The following is a 17,378-nucleotide window of genomic DNA, read 5'->3' as shown; positions in this document are numbered from 1 at the left end:
TCATGAAATTATTAACTGGAAATAGCAATAAAACTTTAAGTAAAAAAATTGCAAAATATTTAAAATCGAAACTAATAAATTCTAGTATTAAAAAATTTGCTGATGGTGAAATATATATTGAGATTAATGAAAATATTAGAGGTAATAGTATTTTTATAATACAATCAATTTCGTCACCTGCAAATGACAATCTAATGGAATTACTTTTGTGTATTGATGCCCTAAAAAGATCTTCAGCTAAAAATATCACTGCAGTTATTCCTTATTTTGGATATGCCAGACAAGACAGAAAAGTAGTGCCCAGAACTTCTATATCAGCAAAACTTGTTTCTAATCTAATTACAAAAGCTGGTGCTGACCGAGTTGTTACTGTTGATTTGCATGCGGGTCAAATTCAAGGTTTCTTTGATATACCTGTAGACAATTTGTTTGCAACTCCTATTTTTGCAAGACATGCAAAAAAAAATGTTAAAAGTAAAAATATTATTTGTGTTGCCCCAGATGTAGGTGGAACTGAAAGAGCGAGGGCTCTTGGTAAAATTTTAGGTGTTGAGCTTGCAATTGTTGATAAAAGAAGACCCAAACCTGGTCAATCAAAAGTTATGAATGTCATAGGAAATGTTAAGAATAAAACCTGTATTATAGTTGATGATATAATAGACTCTGGTGGAACTATAGTTAATGCTGCTAAAGCACTAAAAGACAGAGGGGCAAAAGAAGTTTACGTTTATATAACTCATGGAGTGTTAAGTGGTGAAGCAATAGATAAAATTAAAAAATCTGTTATAAAAAAGCTGGTGATAACTGATACAATAGATAATCAAAGTAAAATTAAAGATACTAAAAATATAGAAGTTTTACCTATTTCAGCCCTTATGGGTGAGGCAATTAAAAGAATTTCTAATTCAACTTCAGTATCAGACCTTTTTAAATAATTATCTTGAGTTATTAAGGAACTTGCGCTAGAAGACCTTCTTTTATGAATTCACTAGAAGCAAATACTAGAAAAACTAAATCAAAAGGAGACGTTAGATCTCTTAGATTAAGCGGAAATGTTCCTGCTATAGTTTATGGTGGCAACGAACAAAATGAAAAAGTTTCTGTATCAAAAAAAATTCTCAAATCACTATTAGATAAAGAGGGCTTCTTATCAAGTATCATTACGCTAAATGTTGATGGCAAAGGTCAAAATGTTTTACCAAGGGAAATTACATACAACGTTATTTCCGATGAGCCTACTCATATTGATTTTCTTAGAGTAGTTCCTGGTGTAAAAATTAGAATTGAAGTACCAGTTCAATTTATTAATCATGAAACATCCCCAGGTTTGAAAAGAGGAGGAGTATTAAATATAGTTAGAAGAAAAATTGAATTAAAATGTCCAAGTGAAAAAATTCCTGAAATAATTACAATTGATCTTGATGGAATTGAAATTGGAGAAAGTTTTAAAATATCCTCAGTTAAATTAGAAGAAGGTGTATCGCCGACAATTCAAGGACGTGATTTTGTAATCGCAACATTAGCAGCCCCTACTGTTATGAAAGAACCAGAGAAACCAGCTGAAGCAGAAGCAACTGAGGGTGAAGAAGCTCCTGCAGATGGTAAAGAAGCAACACCAGTAGCTGAAGGAGATAAAAAAGAAGGTGAAGAAAAAAAAGCTTCTGAAGAAAAAAAATAATAAATTTATTATAGTGAATATCCCTAGATTTGATTTCAAAACATTATGCTTCTATTTGTAGGCTTAGGAAACCCAACTCCCAATAGTGAAAATAACAGACACAATATTGGTTTTAAATTGATTGATGCTCTTAATCAAAAATTTGGTTTATCAAAACAAAAACCTAAATTTAAAGGTTTGTTAACTACTGGGAATATTGATAATAAAAAAGTTTATGCAATAAAACCTCTAACCTTTATGAATAACTCTGGAATTTGTATTAGAGAATTAATTGAATATTTTAAGATTGATGCAGAGGAGGTAATTGTGTTTCATGATGATTTAGATATTGAATTTGGAAAAGTAAAAGCAAAATTTGCAGGATCAAGTGCTGGACATAATGGAATTGAGTCTATAGACAAATTTATAGGAAAAGATTACTCAAGAGTGAGAATTGGAATTGGAAGACCAAAAACAAAAGCTGATGTTTCAGATCATGTATTGAAAGATTTTGATGAAGATGAAATGCTCCAATTAGAAAAAATCACAAACAACATTATTAATTCAATGCCTTTATTAATTGATAAGAAATTAGACTTATTCGCAAGTACAGTAAATAATAAATAATGAGTTTTAAGTGTGGAATTGTTGGATTACCCAACGTCGGTAAGTCTACATTATTTAATGCACTAACAAACTCTAGTAAAGCTCAGGCTGCTAACTTTCCTTTTTGTACAATTGAACCAAATATTGGGGTTGTTCCTGTTCCAGATGAAAGATTAGATAAATTAGTAGAGGTATCTAAATCAAAAAAAAAAATAAATACTACTATTGAATTTGTAGATATTGCGGGACTAGTGGAAGGTGCTTCTAAAGGTGAGGGTTTGGGTAATAAATTTCTATCACATATTAGAGAGGTTGATGCTGTAATACACATGATAAGATGTTTTGACTCTGATGATATCCAAAATGTAAATCCTACTGTAGATCCTATAAGAGATTTAGAAATCATTGAAACTGAAATGATGTTGGCAGATCTTGAGTCTATACAAAAAAGATTAGAAAAAAATAATAAAAAAAATCTAGATGAAGAACAGCTAAAGATACTTGAGATTGCTTTAGACTGTATTAATAATTCTAAAGATATCCAAATTCTTTACGATCAATTTGAAAAAAAACTTATAAAACAATGTGGTTTACTATCTTTAAAACCTAAAATTTTCGTTTGTAATGTTGATGAGTCAAGTGTTCAAAATGGTAATCATTATACTGAGGCTTTCATTGCAAAATTTGGCAATAAAAATACTCTAATAGTTTCAGCTGATATAGAAAATCAAATTAATCAGTTAGAAAATGATGAAAAAAAGAATTATATGCAAATGATTGGGTTAAAAAGAACTGGTTTAAAAATGTTAATTCAAAAAGGATATAGTGTTTTAGAGCTAGATACATTTTTTACATCTGGTCCAGAAGAAACTAGAGCGTGGACAATTCAAAAAAATTGCACTGCTCCAAAAGCGGCTGGAGAAATCCATACAGATTTTGAGAAAGGTTTTATAAGAGCTGAAACAATTGGCTACGAGGACTTTATTACTAATAATGGTTGGGTAAATTCAAAGACAAATGGGAAAATGAGACTTGAAGGAAAGGATTATATTGTAAAGGATGGTGATATATTAAACTTCAGATTCAATACGTGACCATATTTTTTTCATACTGAAATAAACCAAAATAGTTAAAATAATCAAATACAAAATAGCTTTGAAGCCCATTTTATGTCTAGACTCTAAATGGGGCTCAGCTGCCCACATTAAAAATGTCGTAACATCTTTTGCCATTTGCTCTTCTGAGGCCTTTGTACCATCGCTATATTCTACTGCATTATCCATTAAAGGTTGTGACATCTTAATTTTATTACCATACATATATTTGTTATAGTAAACCCCATCATCAAGCGTTACACCACTGGGTGGATCTTCATAACCTAAGAGTACTGAATAAATATAGTCAACCCCACCACTTCGAGCTTTTGCTAATACTGACATATCAGGTGGGTAGGCTCCTCCATTTGCTGCTTGAGCTGCTTTAACATTTTCAAAAGGCATGACGAATTTATCAGATAACTTGGCAGGCCTTACAAACATTTCTCCATCATTATTTGGTCCATCTGTAACTTCAAAATTTGCAGCTATAGTTTTTGCTTGCTCTTCGCTAAACTCTGGCCCTCCAGGCTCAGAAAGATTTCTATAACTTACATATTTCATTGAATGACAGCCAGCACAAACTTCTGAATAAACCTGATACCCTCTTTGCAATGCTCCTCTATCAAATTTTCCAAATAATCCCTTAAAACTCCAATCTGTTTTTAAAAGATCAACTTTTTCTGCAGCATTAACTGCGAGAGTTGCTGCTAATAAAAAGATAATTGAATAACTGATTTTTAAAATATTTTTCACTGAATTAATTTAAGCTTTCTTTTTTTTTAACAGCTGATGCTATTGGCATCCCTCCTAGTACCGGCTCTGTAATGCTTAAAGGTAAGGGTATAGTTTTTTCTTTAAATCCTAATATTGGTAAGATTATTAAAAAATGAATAAAATAGTAAGCTGTGGCAACCCTAGCAATTAATAAGTAAAGCCCTTCAGCTGGCATTGCACCCACATAACCTAGAACTAATACATCCACTACAAGTATCCAATAAAATTGCTTGTATAGAGGCCTAAATACTGCTGATCTAATTTTTGAAGTATCTAACCAAGGAAGAGCAGCTAAAATTAAAATTGCTGATAGCATCGCAACTACTCCCATTAATTTATCAGGAACTGACCTTAGGATTGCATAAAATGGTAACAGATACCACTCAGGAACTATATGAGCTGGTGTTACCATTGGGTTTGCTTCTATATAATTGTCCGCATGTCCTAAAATATTTGGTGAATAAAAAACAAAAAACGCAAAAACAATCATAAACATTAATAATGCAAAGGCATCCTTGATCACAATATATGGGTGGAATGGCACTGTATCCTTAGAGGGCTTTTTAACATCTATTCCTACTGGATTATTATTTCCAGGAACATGCAAGGCCCAAATATGGAGGACTACTAAGCCTAAGATTAAAAATGGTATCAAATAATGTAACGTAAAAAATCTTGTTAAAGTTGGGTTATCTACAGAATAACCTCCCCACAACCAATTAACAATTCCTTCACCCACTAAAGGTATGGCGCTAAAAAGATTTGTAATAACTGTAGCACCCCAAAAACTCATCTGGCCCCATGGCAAAACATAACCCATAAATGCTGCTGCCATCATTAAAAGGTAAATTATTATTCCAATAATCCAGATTATTTCTCTTGGAGATTTATACGATCCATAAAACAAAGATCTAAATATATGGATATAGACTGCTAAGAAAAACATTGAAGCACCGTTTGCATGAATATATCTTATTAACCAACCATAGTTTACATCTCTCATAATGTGTTCAACACTTTCAAAAGCCATATCAGCATGAGCAATGTAGTGCATAGCTAATGTTAAACCTGTAACAATTTGTGTAATTAAACAAAAAGTTAAAATTCCACCAAATGTCCACCAATAGTTTAAATTCTTAGGTGTTGGATAATCAGTTAAATGACTAGCGAGTGATAAAAGTGGAAGTCTATCATTAAACCATTTTCCAAATTTGGAACTAGGAACGTACTCGTGATCACTCATAATTATTTATTATCCAATTTTAATTGTATTAGTGTTAACAAATTCATATTTTGGAACTTCCATGTTTGTTGGAGCAGGACCTTTTCTAATTCTTCCAGAAATATCATAATGTGAACCATGACAAGGACAAAACCAACCATTGTAGTCTCCTTTATCATTTAAAGGGACGCATCCTAAGTGCGTACAAACACCCAACATAACTAACCACTCTGGATCTTTTGCTCTATCCTCATCTTTTTGAGGGTCTTTTAAATCTTCCATCTTAACAGCTCTTGCTTCTGCTACCTCGTCAGGAGTTCTTCTTTTAATAAAAACTGGTTTTCCTCTCCAAAGTACAGTAATTGTTTTCCCAGGTTGAACTGAACTTACATCAACTTCTGTGCTAGCTAATGCTTTAACAGAGGCATCTGGGTTCATTTGATCAATTAGTGGCCAAACAACTGCTCCTACCCCAACGGCACCTACTGCATACGTGGCAGTAAATAAAAATTCTCTTCTTTCAGGTTTTTTTTCAGACATCTTTATTTTTTTGTATATTGTTATCTAATATATGATTTCATATAAGAAAAAAGTTTTTTTTCCACTGAAACAATGACACATAAAACATGAATTTGAGACCTAAAATAGCCTTATATGAACCTGATATTCCTCAAAATACAGCAGCTATTATTAGAACATGTGCTTGTCTAGGTGCTGATTTAGAAATAATTGAACCCTGTGGTTTTTTATTCAGCGATAAAAGGTTTAAAAGGGTTGTAATGGATTATATGGATGAAAAAATGATAAAATTTTATCAAAGTTCGGATGAATTTTTTAAATCAAAAAAGAATGAGAGGGTAATATTATTAACGACTAAATCAGCAGACTCTTACGCTGCCTTCAAATTTGAAAGTAATGATACACTATTATTTGGAAGAGAAAGTGCTGGAGTACCAGATCACATACATAATTCTCTTAAGTATAGGTTAAAAATACCCATGATGGACAATAAAAGATCTTTAAATATAGCCTCCTCAGTTGCTATAATTCTTTCAGAAAATTTAAGACAAACTAACTTTAATAAATAATGGATAAAGAAATTAAAAAAAAACTTGCTTCTAATTGGTTTAAGTTACTGCAGAACACAATTTGTAACGACATTGAAAAATTAGAAGGTAAGAAATTAAAGTTTAAATCCAAAACTTGGAATAGAAATGAAATTAAAGATGAGGGTGGTGGAGAATTTAGAATTTTAAAAGATGGTAAAATTTTTGAAAAAGTTGGTGTAAACTTTTCAGAAGTCCATGGAAAGTTTTCAAAAGAAATGAGTAAAAAAATCCCAGGTGCCTCTAAAGATCCAAATTTTTGGGCATCAGGAATTTCTATAGTAATGCATATGAAAAATCCTCATGTTCCAGCAATTCATTTTAACACAAGATTTATCTACACAACTCATGGATGGTTTGGTGGTGGTATGGATGTAACACCTTGCATCCAAGATCTTAAAGAAAAAAGTTTCCTTCACAATGAATTAAAAAAAATGTGTAATCGACATGATAAAAAATTCTATAAAAATTACAAAAAATGGTGTGATGAATATTTTTATTTACCACATAGAAAAGAAACAAGAGGAATTGGTGGTATTTTTTTTGATTACAAAAAAAATAATTGGGAGAAAGACTTTAAATTTGTAACAGACCTTGGAGTTACTTTTCAAATGATATCCAACTCAATAATACAATTGAAACATAAAAAGAAATGGACTGAAAAGCAAAAGGAGATACAATATGTCAAAAGAGGCAGATATGCTGAGTTTAACTTACTATATGATAGAGGGACAAAATTTGGATTACAAACCGGTGGCAATGCTGAGGGAATATTAATGTCTTTACCTCCAATAGCAAAATGGAATTAAAATGGATAAAGAACCAATAACAATAGATGGTCTTGAAAGCTTAAAAGAAGAGTTAATTTTTTTAAAAGAAAAAAAAAGACCTCAAATAATTGCTGCAATATCTGAAGCAAGATCGCATGGAGATCTGAAAGAAAATGCTGAATATCACGCTGCAAAAGAAGAACAGTCCCATAACGAAGGAAGAATTACAGAAATAAATGACATTATTGCAAGAGCAAATGTTATCGATGTAACCAAAATAAGTAATGATGGAAAAATCATCTTTGGCTCAACTGTAGATTTAGAAAATTTAGATACTGGAAAAAAAATTACCTATAAAATAGTTGGAAAAGATGAGGCTGACCTTCAAAAAAAACTGATATTTTTTCAATCACCAATAGGTAGAGGTTTAATTGGAAAAAATAAAAATGATTTAGTTGAAATTAAAACTCCTGCAGGTGTAAAAAACTTTGAAATTAAAGATGTAAAATACGTTTAATTACTTACTATTTTTCGAACTTCTTTATCTGAAATTTTGAAATTATTACCAGTCCAGACTTCTTCTATTGCTTTTAACTTCTGTCCCAGCTCCCTTCCCTCAGGAACTTGATATTTTTCCATCAGGGTATTTGCTTTAAATGGCATAACAGGTATTTCTTTTTTTTTAAAAATTTCAATTAATTTAATTAACTTATTGTCTACTTTTTTAGATTTAAAAATTTTAAAATAAAGAACATCAAATAATGCCTCTCTACCATTATAATAAAAAACTTTATTCAAATTTTTTTCTGAAAAAGTTTGGCTAGTATTTTTTATTAAATTAAACTTATTTAAAAATATAAGTCTTTTTTGATCTTTTTTGGATAAATTGAACTTATAAATAAAATAATCTACATTATCAGTTCCATCAATAATCATTAAAGATAATAAAAAAATAAAATCTACTTCAGAAAAGTTTTTTTTTGCAAAGCTATTCATTTTATTAAAAAGAGAAATGTTTTTAATTTGTGGAAAAATAAGATTTATAACCTCTAAACAATTCTTATCCTTAGTTAGCTTCAGAAAACCATCTGATTTTAATAGTTTTTGAAATTCATCTATTAGTCTTTCTGAGGAAATACTTGAAACACCACCTAGGTTTTTTTTAATTGCTTTAATGACTTTTGGATCATGACTATATTTAGAATAACTAAGAAAGAATCTAACATATCTTAACACTCTTAAATAGTCCTCTTTAATTCTTGTCTCTACATTTCCAATGAAATTAATTTTTCCATTTTCTAAATCTTTTTTTCCATCAAATGGGTCGAATAAACTTCCTTCAATATCTGCATAAATAGAATTAATAGTAAAATCTCTTCTAGAAGCATCATCTTTCCAGCTATCAGAAAAATCTACTTTCGCATGTCGTCCATCTGTATTAACGTCTTTTCTTAATGATGTAATTTCAAACTTTATGTCATTAATTAACGCTGTAATTGTTCCGTGTTCTATTCCACTCTCGTAATATTTTATATCCTTTTTAGTTAGAGCCTCACATACTTCTTTCGGATTTAAATTTACTGCTAAATCTATATCATCATATCTTTCTTTATTGATAATCTTTCTTACACATCCACCAACATAACGGATTTCACTATTGCTAGAGTATGAATTAATTGCTTCAAATATTTTTGAAACTTCTGTTTCTTTTTTAATATGTTTGAAGCCTAAATTTATGTGATTGAGGTTTTGAGATCTAAAAAAAATTTTATCTAATAAGTTATTCATATATGGCTGGCCCACAAGGATTCGAACCTCGGATCTCTGTACCAAAAACAGATGTGATACCACTTCACCATGGGCCAATATTAGTTGCATATATCACAAAAAAAAAAAATTATATAGTTTTTGATTCAATACACCAGTGGCTATTAAATTTTCGTTTATATTGACTGAAGGCTTTTTTGCAGGCTTTTTTGGAATGAAAATAAGCCACTATTGAGGATCCTGATCCAGACATTCTAACAAATAGAGCATTAGATAAACCACTAAGATAGGATTTAATTTTCTTAAGTTCTGGATATTTATTTAATGCAACTTTTTCAAGATCATTATCTAAACACTTTAAATATTTTGCATCAAATAGTTTCTGTTTAGGAGGGTTAAATTGAGGTTTGGAAAATGAATTAACTTTTGAATAAATATATTTTGTAGAACATCCAAAATTAGGCTTTGTAACCAAAATATGAAATTTGATTTTATTTTTATATTTTTTAATGTCTCCATTAGATAAAAGAATAGTTGACGATGGGTTTATACCTAAAATCACATCTGAACCTACTTCATTACTTATTTTTTTTAATTCATTTTTTTTTAATTTAATCATTTTTTTTTCAATAAAAAAATTTAATAGACTGGCAGCATTCATGGACCCACCTCCCATTCCTGCTTTTTGAGGTATATTTTTTATAACTCTAATTTCAAATTTTTTATTATTTAAAAGTTTTTTATCATCTAAAATTTTTAACAACTTTGAAATGGTATTAATTTTACTAATATTTTTAGAAAATTTTCCAAAAAAAATGATTTTATGCTGTTTTGTTTTGCTTTCTCTTAGCATAATTGAGTCATGTAAATTAATAAAAGAAATCAAACTTTCAATATTATGAAGCTTTGATTTTTTTCCAGTAACGTTAAGAGCTAAATTTATCTTTGCATAAGACTTTAACTTAAAACTATTCATAACTTAGGAATTTTTTAATCCCTCTATTAATTTATTTTTAATAGTTTCTTTCATGGTATCTTCTGTTTCATCTAAATTTAAAACTGCTTGCCAAAAATATCTTGCTTGAATTTTTCTATCCAGCTGCCAAAGAATATCACCATAATGATCGTTAACTATTGGATCCTGAGGCATTAATTCAACTGCTCTTTTAAGAAAATTTTCTGCCTTCTCATATTCGTCAACCAAGTAATATGCCCAACCGATTGAGTCAATAATATATGGATCGTTGCTTCTGGCTGCATAAGCTTTTTCGAGCATCTTAAGAGCTGTTTCAATTTTATGTTCTCTTTCCAGCCACGAATAAGCTAAATAATTTAAAACATAAGCATCGTCTGGGTTGGCTTCTAAAGATTTTAATAAATCTTTATCTGCTTTTATATAATCTCTAGATCTTTCATAGCTTCCTCCACGCCTATATAATATTTCAGCGTATAAGTCAGAATTAAGGTCCATATTTAAAAGTATTTGGTCGTAAAAACTTATCGCTTCAGTATATCTTTTTGCATTTTTATGCATATTTGCAATATCGAATAAAAATTTTTTATTTGGGTTTTTAATTTCTTTAAATTTTTCATTTATAAAATTTAAAGATGTTTCTTGATCAGACTTTTTTAAAATAATTTGAGACTCTTTTTTTAACTTAAACCAATAATAAAATTCATACTTTTTATCAAACACTTTGAGAGTTTTTAATGTATTGGAATAATCATCATTCAAATAATAATTTTCAGCTAATAGAGACAAATTGAAAATAAATTTAGGATTTAAATAGTTTGCTATGTTTAAGTAAAAATTTGATTTCTCATAATCATTCTGAGAGGAGTAGAGATTTGCTACTAAGAAAAATAGCTCACTAACGATGTCATTCGAATTAGTGCATGAGAAAATATCTTGAAAATTATCTAAGTTTTTATCTTCTATCCATTTTTTACCTTGAGAAATTAATAATGATGAATTTAAATAATCAAAATTATTAGTAACTTTTTTTGCCTTATCGTAATTATCATTCTCAATTAAATAACTGATCAAAAAAAATGTATACCTTGAATAATCAGCATCGTTTTGTGAATTAATTAATGTACTAAAATATTTCTCAGTATCTTTACCATTTAAATAACATCGTTGAAAAACTTCGTTAATAAATGAAAAATTTCCGAACGTATTTTTTTGCTTCATTAATTTTTTTTCTTCAAAAACTGATAAATATTGTTTGAAGGTTTCTGCAATGATTAGGGAAAGCTTATTATTGTTAATAAATTCATATGATCTATCGATATAAAATTTACTTTTTTTAAAGTTTTTTTTCTTTAAACTATCAACTGCCAGTAACAGATTGGCCTGAAAAAAATCAGAGTTGTTTTTTGTTGAGCTCTGTTTAACTTGATTAATTGCTTTCTTTACTTTGCCATCAAGCACTAAAGAAAATACATACCTCTCAAGATAGGGGTCATGCTGTTTTATTAATATTTTTGATGAATTAAAAAATTTTATAGCTTCCGTATTATCTAGATTTTCATAAGCTACAATTCCTGAAAAATAATTAGACAAATACTCCACATTAAAATTGTTTAAACTGGTATTTTTTGAGTATAATGGACTCTGATAAAGTAATAATATTAAAAATAATTTAAAAAACTTTACCAACATTTGGCCATTCTATGTCTAAAAAAGCAATAAATCAAAAAACGAATTTCGACTCTGAGTTTTTAAACTCTACTGGATCTGACTTTATTTTTGATGAAAAGCCAATCAATAGACTAAAAAATACTAGTAATGTTCTAAAAAAAGATCTGAGTATTCAAAAATTAGATAAAGTTAAAGAGCTTACGGATCTTAAAGAACAAATAAACTCAATTAGTGATTGTAACTTAAAAAATAATTCAAAAAAGATGATTTTAGGAGATGGAAATATTAATAGCTCAATAATGATAATTGGTGAAGCTCCAGGTGTTGAAGAAGATAATGCCGGATTAACTTTTATGGGTGAGGTAGGAGATCTTTTAAAAAAAATGCTAATTGCAATAAATATTGAAAAACAAAATATTTATACAACATATGCTGTAAACTTTAGGCCCCCTGAAGATCGAAAACCAACCTCTACAGAAATTAAAAGATATTCTCAATTTTTACAAAAACATATTTCAATAATAAATCCTAAAATAATAATTCTTATGGGTAGTACTGCTATGGAATCTTTAACAGGTTTAAATAGTAAGATTTCTATTGAGAGAGGAAAATGGAAGGAAGTAATTGTCAAGAATACAAGTTATAACGTTATAATAACTTTTAACCCCTCTTATCTTTTAAGAGCTCCTGAAAATAAAAAACATTCATGGGATGACTTAAAAAAGATTAAACAAAAAATCTTAGAACTAAAACTATCTATTTAATGAAAATCTTAGCAGGTGTTGATGAGGTTGGTAGAGGGAGCTTAATGGGACCCGTTTATGCTGCAGCTGTCATATTAAATAATTCTATTGATAAAAGATTATTAAAAGATTCAAAAACTCTAACAAAAGATAAGAGAGAGGAGCTTGAAAAATATATTAAAAAAAATTCTATATGGGCTATAGGCCAGGCATCGACTAAAGAAATTGAAAAAATTAATATATTGCATGCAAGTTTACTTGCAATGAAAAGAGCTATTCTTAAATTAAGAACTAAACCTTCACTTGTTTTAATTGATGGCAACAAATTGCCTGACCTAAAAAACTATAAATTAGAATATGTAATTAAAGGAGATCAAAAAATTCCAAGCATTTCTGCTGCATCAATTATTGCAAAAGTCAGTAGAGATAAATTTATTACAAAACTTTCAAAAGAATTTAATGATTATGGGTGGGATACAAACTCTGGCTATGGAACCAAACAGCATTTAAAAGCAATTAAAAAATTTGGTATTACTAAATATCATCGAAGAACCTTTTCTCCTATTTCTGGTCTTTTATAAGTTTCACGTGACACAACACAATATCTGGTTGCCTCAAAAAATTTAAACACAATTTGAATCTGATTAATTCAATCTGAAGTTGACCGTGGAATCCATTTGGAGTCTAATTGTCTTATAGAAAATGGAAAACAATTTTAAAAATAAGATTATTAATGGTGACAGTCTTGAGGAATTAAAAAAAATTCCAAGCGAAACCTTTGATCTTGTTTTCGCTGATCCACCATACAATTTACAATTAAAAAATTCCCTTACAAGGCCAGACAGAAGCAAAGTCAGTGCTGTTAATGATAAATGGGATCAATTTGAAAGCTTTAAAAAGTATGACGAATTTACGGTTGCTTGGCTTTCTGAATGTAGAAGAATATTAAAAAAAGATGGAGCTATATGGGTCATAGGGAGTTATCATAATATTTTTAGAGTAGGCACTGCAATACAGAATTTAGGTTTTTGGATTTTAAATGATGTTATCTGGAATAAAAATAACCCAATGCCTAATTTCAGAGGAACAAGATTTACGAACGCTCATGAAACTTTAATTTGGGCTTCTAAAAGTGAAAAGTCAAAATATACTTTTAACTATCAGTCTTTGAAATGTTTAAATGATGACCTTCAAATGAGATCTGATTGGAATTTACCCATTTGTAATGGAGCGGAGCGACTTAAGAAAAATGGTAAAAAAATTCACTCTACTCAAAAACCAGAATCTCTATTACATAGAGTTTTATTGGCATCATCAAATAAGAACGATTTAATTCTAGATCCATTTTTAGGATCTGGAACTACCGCAACAGTTGCAAAAAAATTAGGTAGAAAATATTATGGTATAGAAAAAGAAAAAATCTATTTTAAAGCAGCAGAAGAAAGGTTAAGAAATACCAAACCTTTGGAGGATAATTTCTTAGATACTCTAAAAAATAATAGATCCAAGCCTAGAATACCTTTTGGATCTTTAGTAGAGCTTGGAATCATTAAACCAGGAACAAGTATCTTTGATCAAAAGAAAAAAATAGTTGCCAAGATTATGGCAGATGGGAGTATCAAACATAATCAAGCTGAAGGATCAATTCATAAAGTTGCAGCAACAATACTTGGTTCTGAAAGTTGTAATGGATGGACTTATTGGTATTGTACGGTAAATGGTGTTTCTGTGCCAATTGATAATTTGAGACAAAGATTAATTTCTAAAAATTAGTCTTTGTAAATTTTACCAAGATAACTGTTAATAAATTTTTCATTTTTAACCAATTTTTGCATTATTAAGTTTCTAATCCAAATTGTTAATGGGTTAGATAAATGAAAAGCAAAATAATTAAGTTTTGATTTCATATCAATCATCTTTACCCTTTTAACTCTTTCAGAGTTGAATTGGGTATTTTCATTTTCTAAATTTTTGTACAGTTCATGAGCAACCTCTATTGATTGAGATGCGCCTTGTGCGAAGGTAGGGGGTAAAGCAAAAAAAGCATCCCCAATGATAAAAGTATTTTTATTTTTTGGTTCATGCATCTTAGAACTCACAAATATTGGGAAGCATTTAATGCTTCTTAGATTGTTAATTGTTTCAGGGGCTACTTGTTTTGATATTTTAGATATAATAGATGCAGTAAAATCTTTGTTCTCAAATAAAGAATAGTCGGATAACTCTTCAGTTCTAAGCTTTTTTCTAAGAATGCTAATAAAATTAAACTGTCCTTTGCTATTAACTGGATAAAGAACTGAGTGTAAGTTAGATCCTAAAAATAAAGATATATTCTCTAGGTTAATACTCTTAAGGGCATCCTGGTCTATTGTTGCTCTTAAAGCAATAGAGTTAAAGTACTTTGGTTTAATTTCTTTATTGGCAATTAATGATTTTGTTTTTGAAAAAGTTCCATCGGAGATAATTAAGTAATCACATTTAACAGATGAACCATCCTCAAAAGAAACTTCTTTATTTTTAACTTCTTCATTAATTTTTATAACTTTTTTATTATAATGAATAATATTTTTATGAAGCCCATCTTTTAAGAAATTAATTAAAGTAGAGCGCTGTAAGGTAGTATATTTTGTATCAGTGCTGTTAAACATGGATATATCTAAATCACATATTTTCTTATTATTTTTTAGCGAATAGAAATCTAGTTTATTGGGGTGAAATTTATCTTCTATCCTGATTTTTTGAAAATTTATTTGATTTAATAGTTTGATGCTATTAACTGAAAGTTGAATTCCATATCCTTTTTCCAAATCAACAGAACCATTTTTCTCATAAATTGTGACTTGATAATTAGAGTTTTGACTTAAAAGATTTGCAATATACAGACCTGAAATACCGGCTCCTATTATTGTTATATTTTTCATTAAATCTTTTTTAAATAATTTAAAATTTTTTTAGTAAATGTGGGCAAAGTATAATCTTCAAGCCTAGAGCTATCAATCCAAGAAGAGTTAGAAATTGCACCCTTTAACTTGGAAAACTTGATTATTACATTCATATTCATATTTGATATCTTGAAGTTTAAAGCTTTTGCTAAATTATCAGGTTTGGATATTTGCTTCATGGGAAATATTTGTAAATTCTTTAAAAAACTAAATTTAGTATTTTTTATCAGTAAAAATTTATTATTCTTTTTATAAACTTCTAACAAATAAAATTTATCAATCTTCCTTTTTCTTTCTTTTATTATTTCAAAATCTTTTTTTTTAAAAGACTTACAATTTTTAATTAAAGGACATTGGTGACATAAGGGATTTTTAGGTCGACAAATCAATGCACCTAGCTCCATTAGTGCTTGCGCATAATCACTTGCTCTAGTTGAATTACCTAATATTTTTTTACTCTTAACAAGATTATCTTTTGTAATTTCTTTGGGTAATTTTAAATTTAATAATCTTTTAATTACTCTTTCAATATTTCCATCTAAGGGAATAAATGGCTTGTTAAAGGCAATTGCCATTATTGCATTAGAAGTGTAGTCACCTATTCCAGGTAATAATTTTAATTTGTCAATCGTGCTTGGTAACCTTCTATTAAATTTTTTCTCTAATATTTGTGCAGTCTTTTTTAAGTTTTTTACTCTTGAATAATAACCAAGGCCCTCCCAATACTTTAAAAGCTTATGTTCTTTAATTTTTGATAGAGATTTAATATCTGGAATATCTTTTATAAAATTATTGAAATATGGAATTACAGTTGCAACCTGCGTTTGCTGCAACATAAATTCACTTACTAACGTGTAATATTCTCGCTTAACTTGTGATAGCTTTTTTCTCCATGGGAGTGATCTTTTATTATTATCGTACCAATAAAGAATTTTTTTTGTTAGTATGTATTTGGTCATATGCAATTTAAAAATAATACTAAGCAGAGGTTTAAAACTATTCAAGGCTTAAGGTCTTTTAAAGACACTTTGCCAAAAAACATTAAAAAAATTATCAAAAAAAAGGGTCATATATTTTCTGAAACACTTAATAACTGGAAGTACATAGTTGGAGATGATCTTTTTCAGATATGCTATCCAAAATCATTCAAAAATTCTAATAAGTTTGGTGTTAGCACTCTACATGTGATGGTCAAAAGAGGGCATGAAATAGATTTGGAATATTCAAAAAAAGAAATAATGGATAAAATGAATAGTTTCTTCGGCTACGCTGTTGTTGAGAAATTAAAATTTATAAGTTTTGATGATGCTCAAACTAAATTTAAAAAGATAGATGAAAGCGAGACTCATGTGACAAATAGTAAATATACAGATAGAATTAATGATATTAATGATATTAAAAATAATAAAATTAAAAATTCATTATTAGAATTAACTAAATTATTTAAAAAAAGATGAAAAAAATAATTTCAATATTATTTATTATACTTTTTGGTTTTACTAGCAGTCTAACTGCAGAAGATAGCCAGTCTATCAAAAGAATTTCTGAAGGTGAAGAAAATGCCATTATCACAATAATTACTTATGAATCACTGACTTGTAGTCATTGTGCAGACTTTCATAAAAATATTTATCCAAGCCTTAAAAAAGATTTTATTGATAAAGGTTTAGTGAGAATTGAATTTAGACACTTTCCTTTGGATATTGCAGCATTTAATGCTTCCAAAATTGGGCAATGTAATAATGACAGCAATGCAGATATATTAAATATTTTATACTCTGGTCAAGAAAAATGGGCAAGAGGAAAAACACCCGAAGAAGCTACAATGTATTTAAAAAAGTTTTTAGAAGATGAGGGTTTGAACATAAATTTTGATGAATGCTTAAACAATAAAGCCATTGAAGACTTTGTGTTAAATGATCGAATCGAAGGTGTTAAAAAGTTCAAGGTCAATGCTACTCCTACGATTATAATTAATGATAAAAAGTTTGAAAAATCACTGAATTATAAAAATTTAAAAAAATACCTGGAAAAACTGATATAAGTTAAT

20 protein-coding genes and 1 tRNA gene are annotated in these 17,378 nt (G+C 28.9%); 12 read left to right on the top strand and 9 right to left on the bottom strand.

The window, feature by feature from the left end:
* Positions 1-2: 2 nt before the first annotated feature.
* The 4 genes from VP91_RS03435 to ychF are packed head-to-tail and all read left to right on the top strand — an operon-like array spanning position 3 to position 3,357.
* Complete coding sequence (locus VP91_RS03435; RefSeq protein ID WP_169036037.1) at positions 3-935, top strand: ribose-phosphate pyrophosphokinase; 933 nt, start codon at positions 3-5, stop codon at positions 933-935.
* 44 nt (positions 936-979) lie between these two features.
* Positions 980-1,678, top strand: coding sequence for a 50S ribosomal protein L25/general stress protein Ctc (locus VP91_RS03430; RefSeq protein WP_169036036.1), 699 nt, complete (start codon positions 980-982; stop codon positions 1,676-1,678).
* Positions 1,679-1,723: 45 nt separating this feature from the next.
* Positions 1,724-2,284 carry an aminoacyl-tRNA hydrolase gene (gene pth, locus VP91_RS03425; protein ID WP_169036035.1) on the top strand — a complete coding sequence of 187 codons (561 nt, stop codon included), beginning with the start codon at positions 1,724-1,726 and terminating at the stop codon, positions 2,282-2,284.
* Entirely contained in the window at positions 2,284-3,357 is a 1,074-nt protein-coding gene (ychF, locus tag VP91_RS03420) for a redox-regulated ATPase YchF (RefSeq protein WP_169036034.1), read from the top strand. The genes pth and ychF overlap by 1 nt, the downstream gene beginning before the upstream one ends.
* Here the strand turns inward: ychF and VP91_RS03415 are convergent.
* From VP91_RS03415 to petA, 3 genes are read right to left on the bottom strand one after another with little or no spacing between them, the layout of a single operon-like run.
* A complete protein-coding gene (locus VP91_RS03415; protein WP_169036033.1) occupies positions 3,334-4,113 on the bottom strand; it encodes a cytochrome c1 in 780 nt (259 codons plus the stop codon). The two genes, ychF and VP91_RS03415, sit on opposite strands and share 24 nt — an antisense overlap.
* 4 nt (positions 4,114-4,117) lie before the next feature.
* Positions 4,118-5,377, bottom strand: a complete 1,260-nt coding sequence (locus VP91_RS03410) for a cytochrome b (protein ID WP_169036032.1) — start codon at positions 5,375-5,377, stop codon at positions 4,118-4,120.
* A 9-nt stretch (positions 5,378-5,386) separates the two neighbouring features.
* Positions 5,387-5,896 carry a ubiquinol-cytochrome c reductase iron-sulfur subunit gene (petA, locus tag VP91_RS03405; RefSeq protein WP_169036031.1) on the bottom strand — a complete coding sequence of 170 codons (510 nt, stop codon included), beginning with the start codon at positions 5,894-5,896 and terminating at the stop codon, positions 5,387-5,389.
* 86 nt (positions 5,897-5,982) lie between these two features.
* Between petA and VP91_RS03400 the strand changes: the two genes are divergently transcribed.
* From VP91_RS03400 to greA, 3 genes are read left to right on the top strand one after another with little or no spacing between them, the layout of a single operon-like run.
* Positions 5,983-6,444: a tRNA (cytidine(34)-2'-O)-methyltransferase gene (locus VP91_RS03400; RefSeq protein ID WP_169036030.1), complete on the top strand. Its 462-nt coding sequence runs from the start codon at positions 5,983-5,985 to the stop codon at positions 6,442-6,444.
* Complete coding sequence (hemF, locus tag VP91_RS03395) at positions 6,444-7,271, top strand: oxygen-dependent coproporphyrinogen oxidase (protein WP_169036029.1); 828 nt, start codon at positions 6,444-6,446, stop codon at positions 7,269-7,271. Before VP91_RS03400 ends, hemF begins: the two co-directional genes overlap by 1 nt.
* 1 nt (position 7,272) lies before the next feature.
* The gene (gene greA / locus VP91_RS03390; protein ID WP_169036028.1) at positions 7,273-7,749 is read left to right on the top strand and encodes a transcription elongation factor GreA; all 477 of its coding nucleotides are present in this window, start codon (positions 7,273-7,275) and stop codon (positions 7,747-7,749) included.
* Here greA and VP91_RS03385 read toward each other — a convergent pair.
* The 4 genes from VP91_RS03385 to VP91_RS03370 all read right to left on the bottom strand — a co-directional run bounded on the left by VP91_RS03385 (position 7,746) and on the right by VP91_RS03370 (position 11,574).
* Complete coding sequence (locus VP91_RS03385; RefSeq protein ID WP_169036027.1) at positions 7,746-9,020, bottom strand: CCA tRNA nucleotidyltransferase; 1,275 nt, start codon at positions 9,018-9,020, stop codon at positions 7,746-7,748. The two genes, greA and VP91_RS03385, sit on opposite strands and share 4 nt — an antisense overlap.
* 3 nt (positions 9,021-9,023) lie before the next feature.
* Positions 9,024-9,097: transfer RNA gene (locus tag VP91_RS03380), tRNA-Gln, on the bottom strand.
* A gap of 32 nt (positions 9,098-9,129) precedes the next feature.
* A complete protein-coding gene (gene ispE, locus VP91_RS03375) occupies positions 9,130-9,975 on the bottom strand; it encodes a 4-(cytidine 5'-diphospho)-2-C-methyl-D-erythritol kinase (RefSeq protein ID WP_169036026.1) in 846 nt (281 codons plus the stop codon).
* Between the two features lie 3 nt (positions 9,976-9,978).
* Positions 9,979-11,574 (bottom strand): hypothetical protein, encoded by a 1,596-nt coding sequence (locus VP91_RS03370; protein ID WP_320412064.1) that lies wholly within the window; start codon positions 11,572-11,574, stop codon positions 9,979-9,981.
* Positions 11,575-11,675: 101 nt separating this feature from the next.
* Here VP91_RS03370 and VP91_RS03365 point away from each other — a divergent pair, with 101 nt between their 5' ends.
* The 3 genes from VP91_RS03365 (at position 11,676) to VP91_RS03355 (ending at position 14,159) form a co-directional block, all read left to right on the top strand.
* Positions 11,676-12,407, top strand: a complete 732-nt coding sequence (locus tag VP91_RS03365) for a uracil-DNA glycosylase (RefSeq protein ID WP_169036024.1) — start codon at positions 11,676-11,678, stop codon at positions 12,405-12,407.
* On the top strand, positions 12,407-12,967 hold the full coding sequence (locus VP91_RS03360) for a ribonuclease HII (protein WP_169036023.1): 561 nt from the start codon (positions 12,407-12,409) through the stop codon (positions 12,965-12,967). The genes VP91_RS03365 and VP91_RS03360 overlap by 1 nt, the downstream gene beginning before the upstream one ends.
* A gap of 121 nt (positions 12,968-13,088) precedes the next feature.
* Positions 13,089-14,159, top strand: coding sequence for a site-specific DNA-methyltransferase (locus tag VP91_RS03355; protein ID WP_169036022.1), 1,071 nt, complete (start codon positions 13,089-13,091; stop codon positions 14,157-14,159).
* On the opposite strand, the gene VP91_RS03350 is transcribed toward VP91_RS03355, so the two are convergent.
* Together VP91_RS03350 and VP91_RS03345 are read right to left on the bottom strand one after the other, a co-directional pair.
* On the bottom strand, positions 14,156-15,307 hold the full coding sequence (locus tag VP91_RS03350) for an FAD-dependent monooxygenase (RefSeq protein ID WP_169036021.1): 1,152 nt from the start codon (positions 15,305-15,307) through the stop codon (positions 14,156-14,158). The genes VP91_RS03355 and VP91_RS03350 overlap by 4 nt on opposite strands.
* Positions 15,307-16,287, bottom strand: a complete 981-nt coding sequence (locus VP91_RS03345; protein WP_169036020.1) for an A/G-specific adenine glycosylase — start codon at positions 16,285-16,287, stop codon at positions 15,307-15,309. The genes VP91_RS03350 and VP91_RS03345 overlap by 1 nt, the downstream gene beginning before the upstream one ends.
* On the opposite strand from VP91_RS03345, the gene VP91_RS03340 reads away from it, so the two are divergent.
* Positions 16,288-16,785, top strand: coding sequence for a DUF721 domain-containing protein (locus tag VP91_RS03340; protein WP_169036019.1), 498 nt, complete (start codon positions 16,288-16,290; stop codon positions 16,783-16,785).
* Positions 16,782-17,372, top strand: a complete 591-nt coding sequence (locus VP91_RS03335; protein WP_169036018.1) for a thioredoxin domain-containing protein — start codon at positions 16,782-16,784, stop codon at positions 17,370-17,372. Before VP91_RS03340 ends, VP91_RS03335 begins: the two co-directional genes overlap by 4 nt.
* The last annotated feature ends 6 nt before the right edge of the window (positions 17,373-17,378 follow it).

Origin of the sequence: Candidatus Pelagibacter communis (genome assembly GCF_012932795.1) — a bacterium.
GTDB classification, from domain to species: Bacteria; Pseudomonadota; Alphaproteobacteria; order Pelagibacterales; family Pelagibacteraceae; genus Pelagibacter; species Pelagibacter ubique_S.
This window is presented reverse-complemented; position numbering and strand designations above follow the sequence as displayed.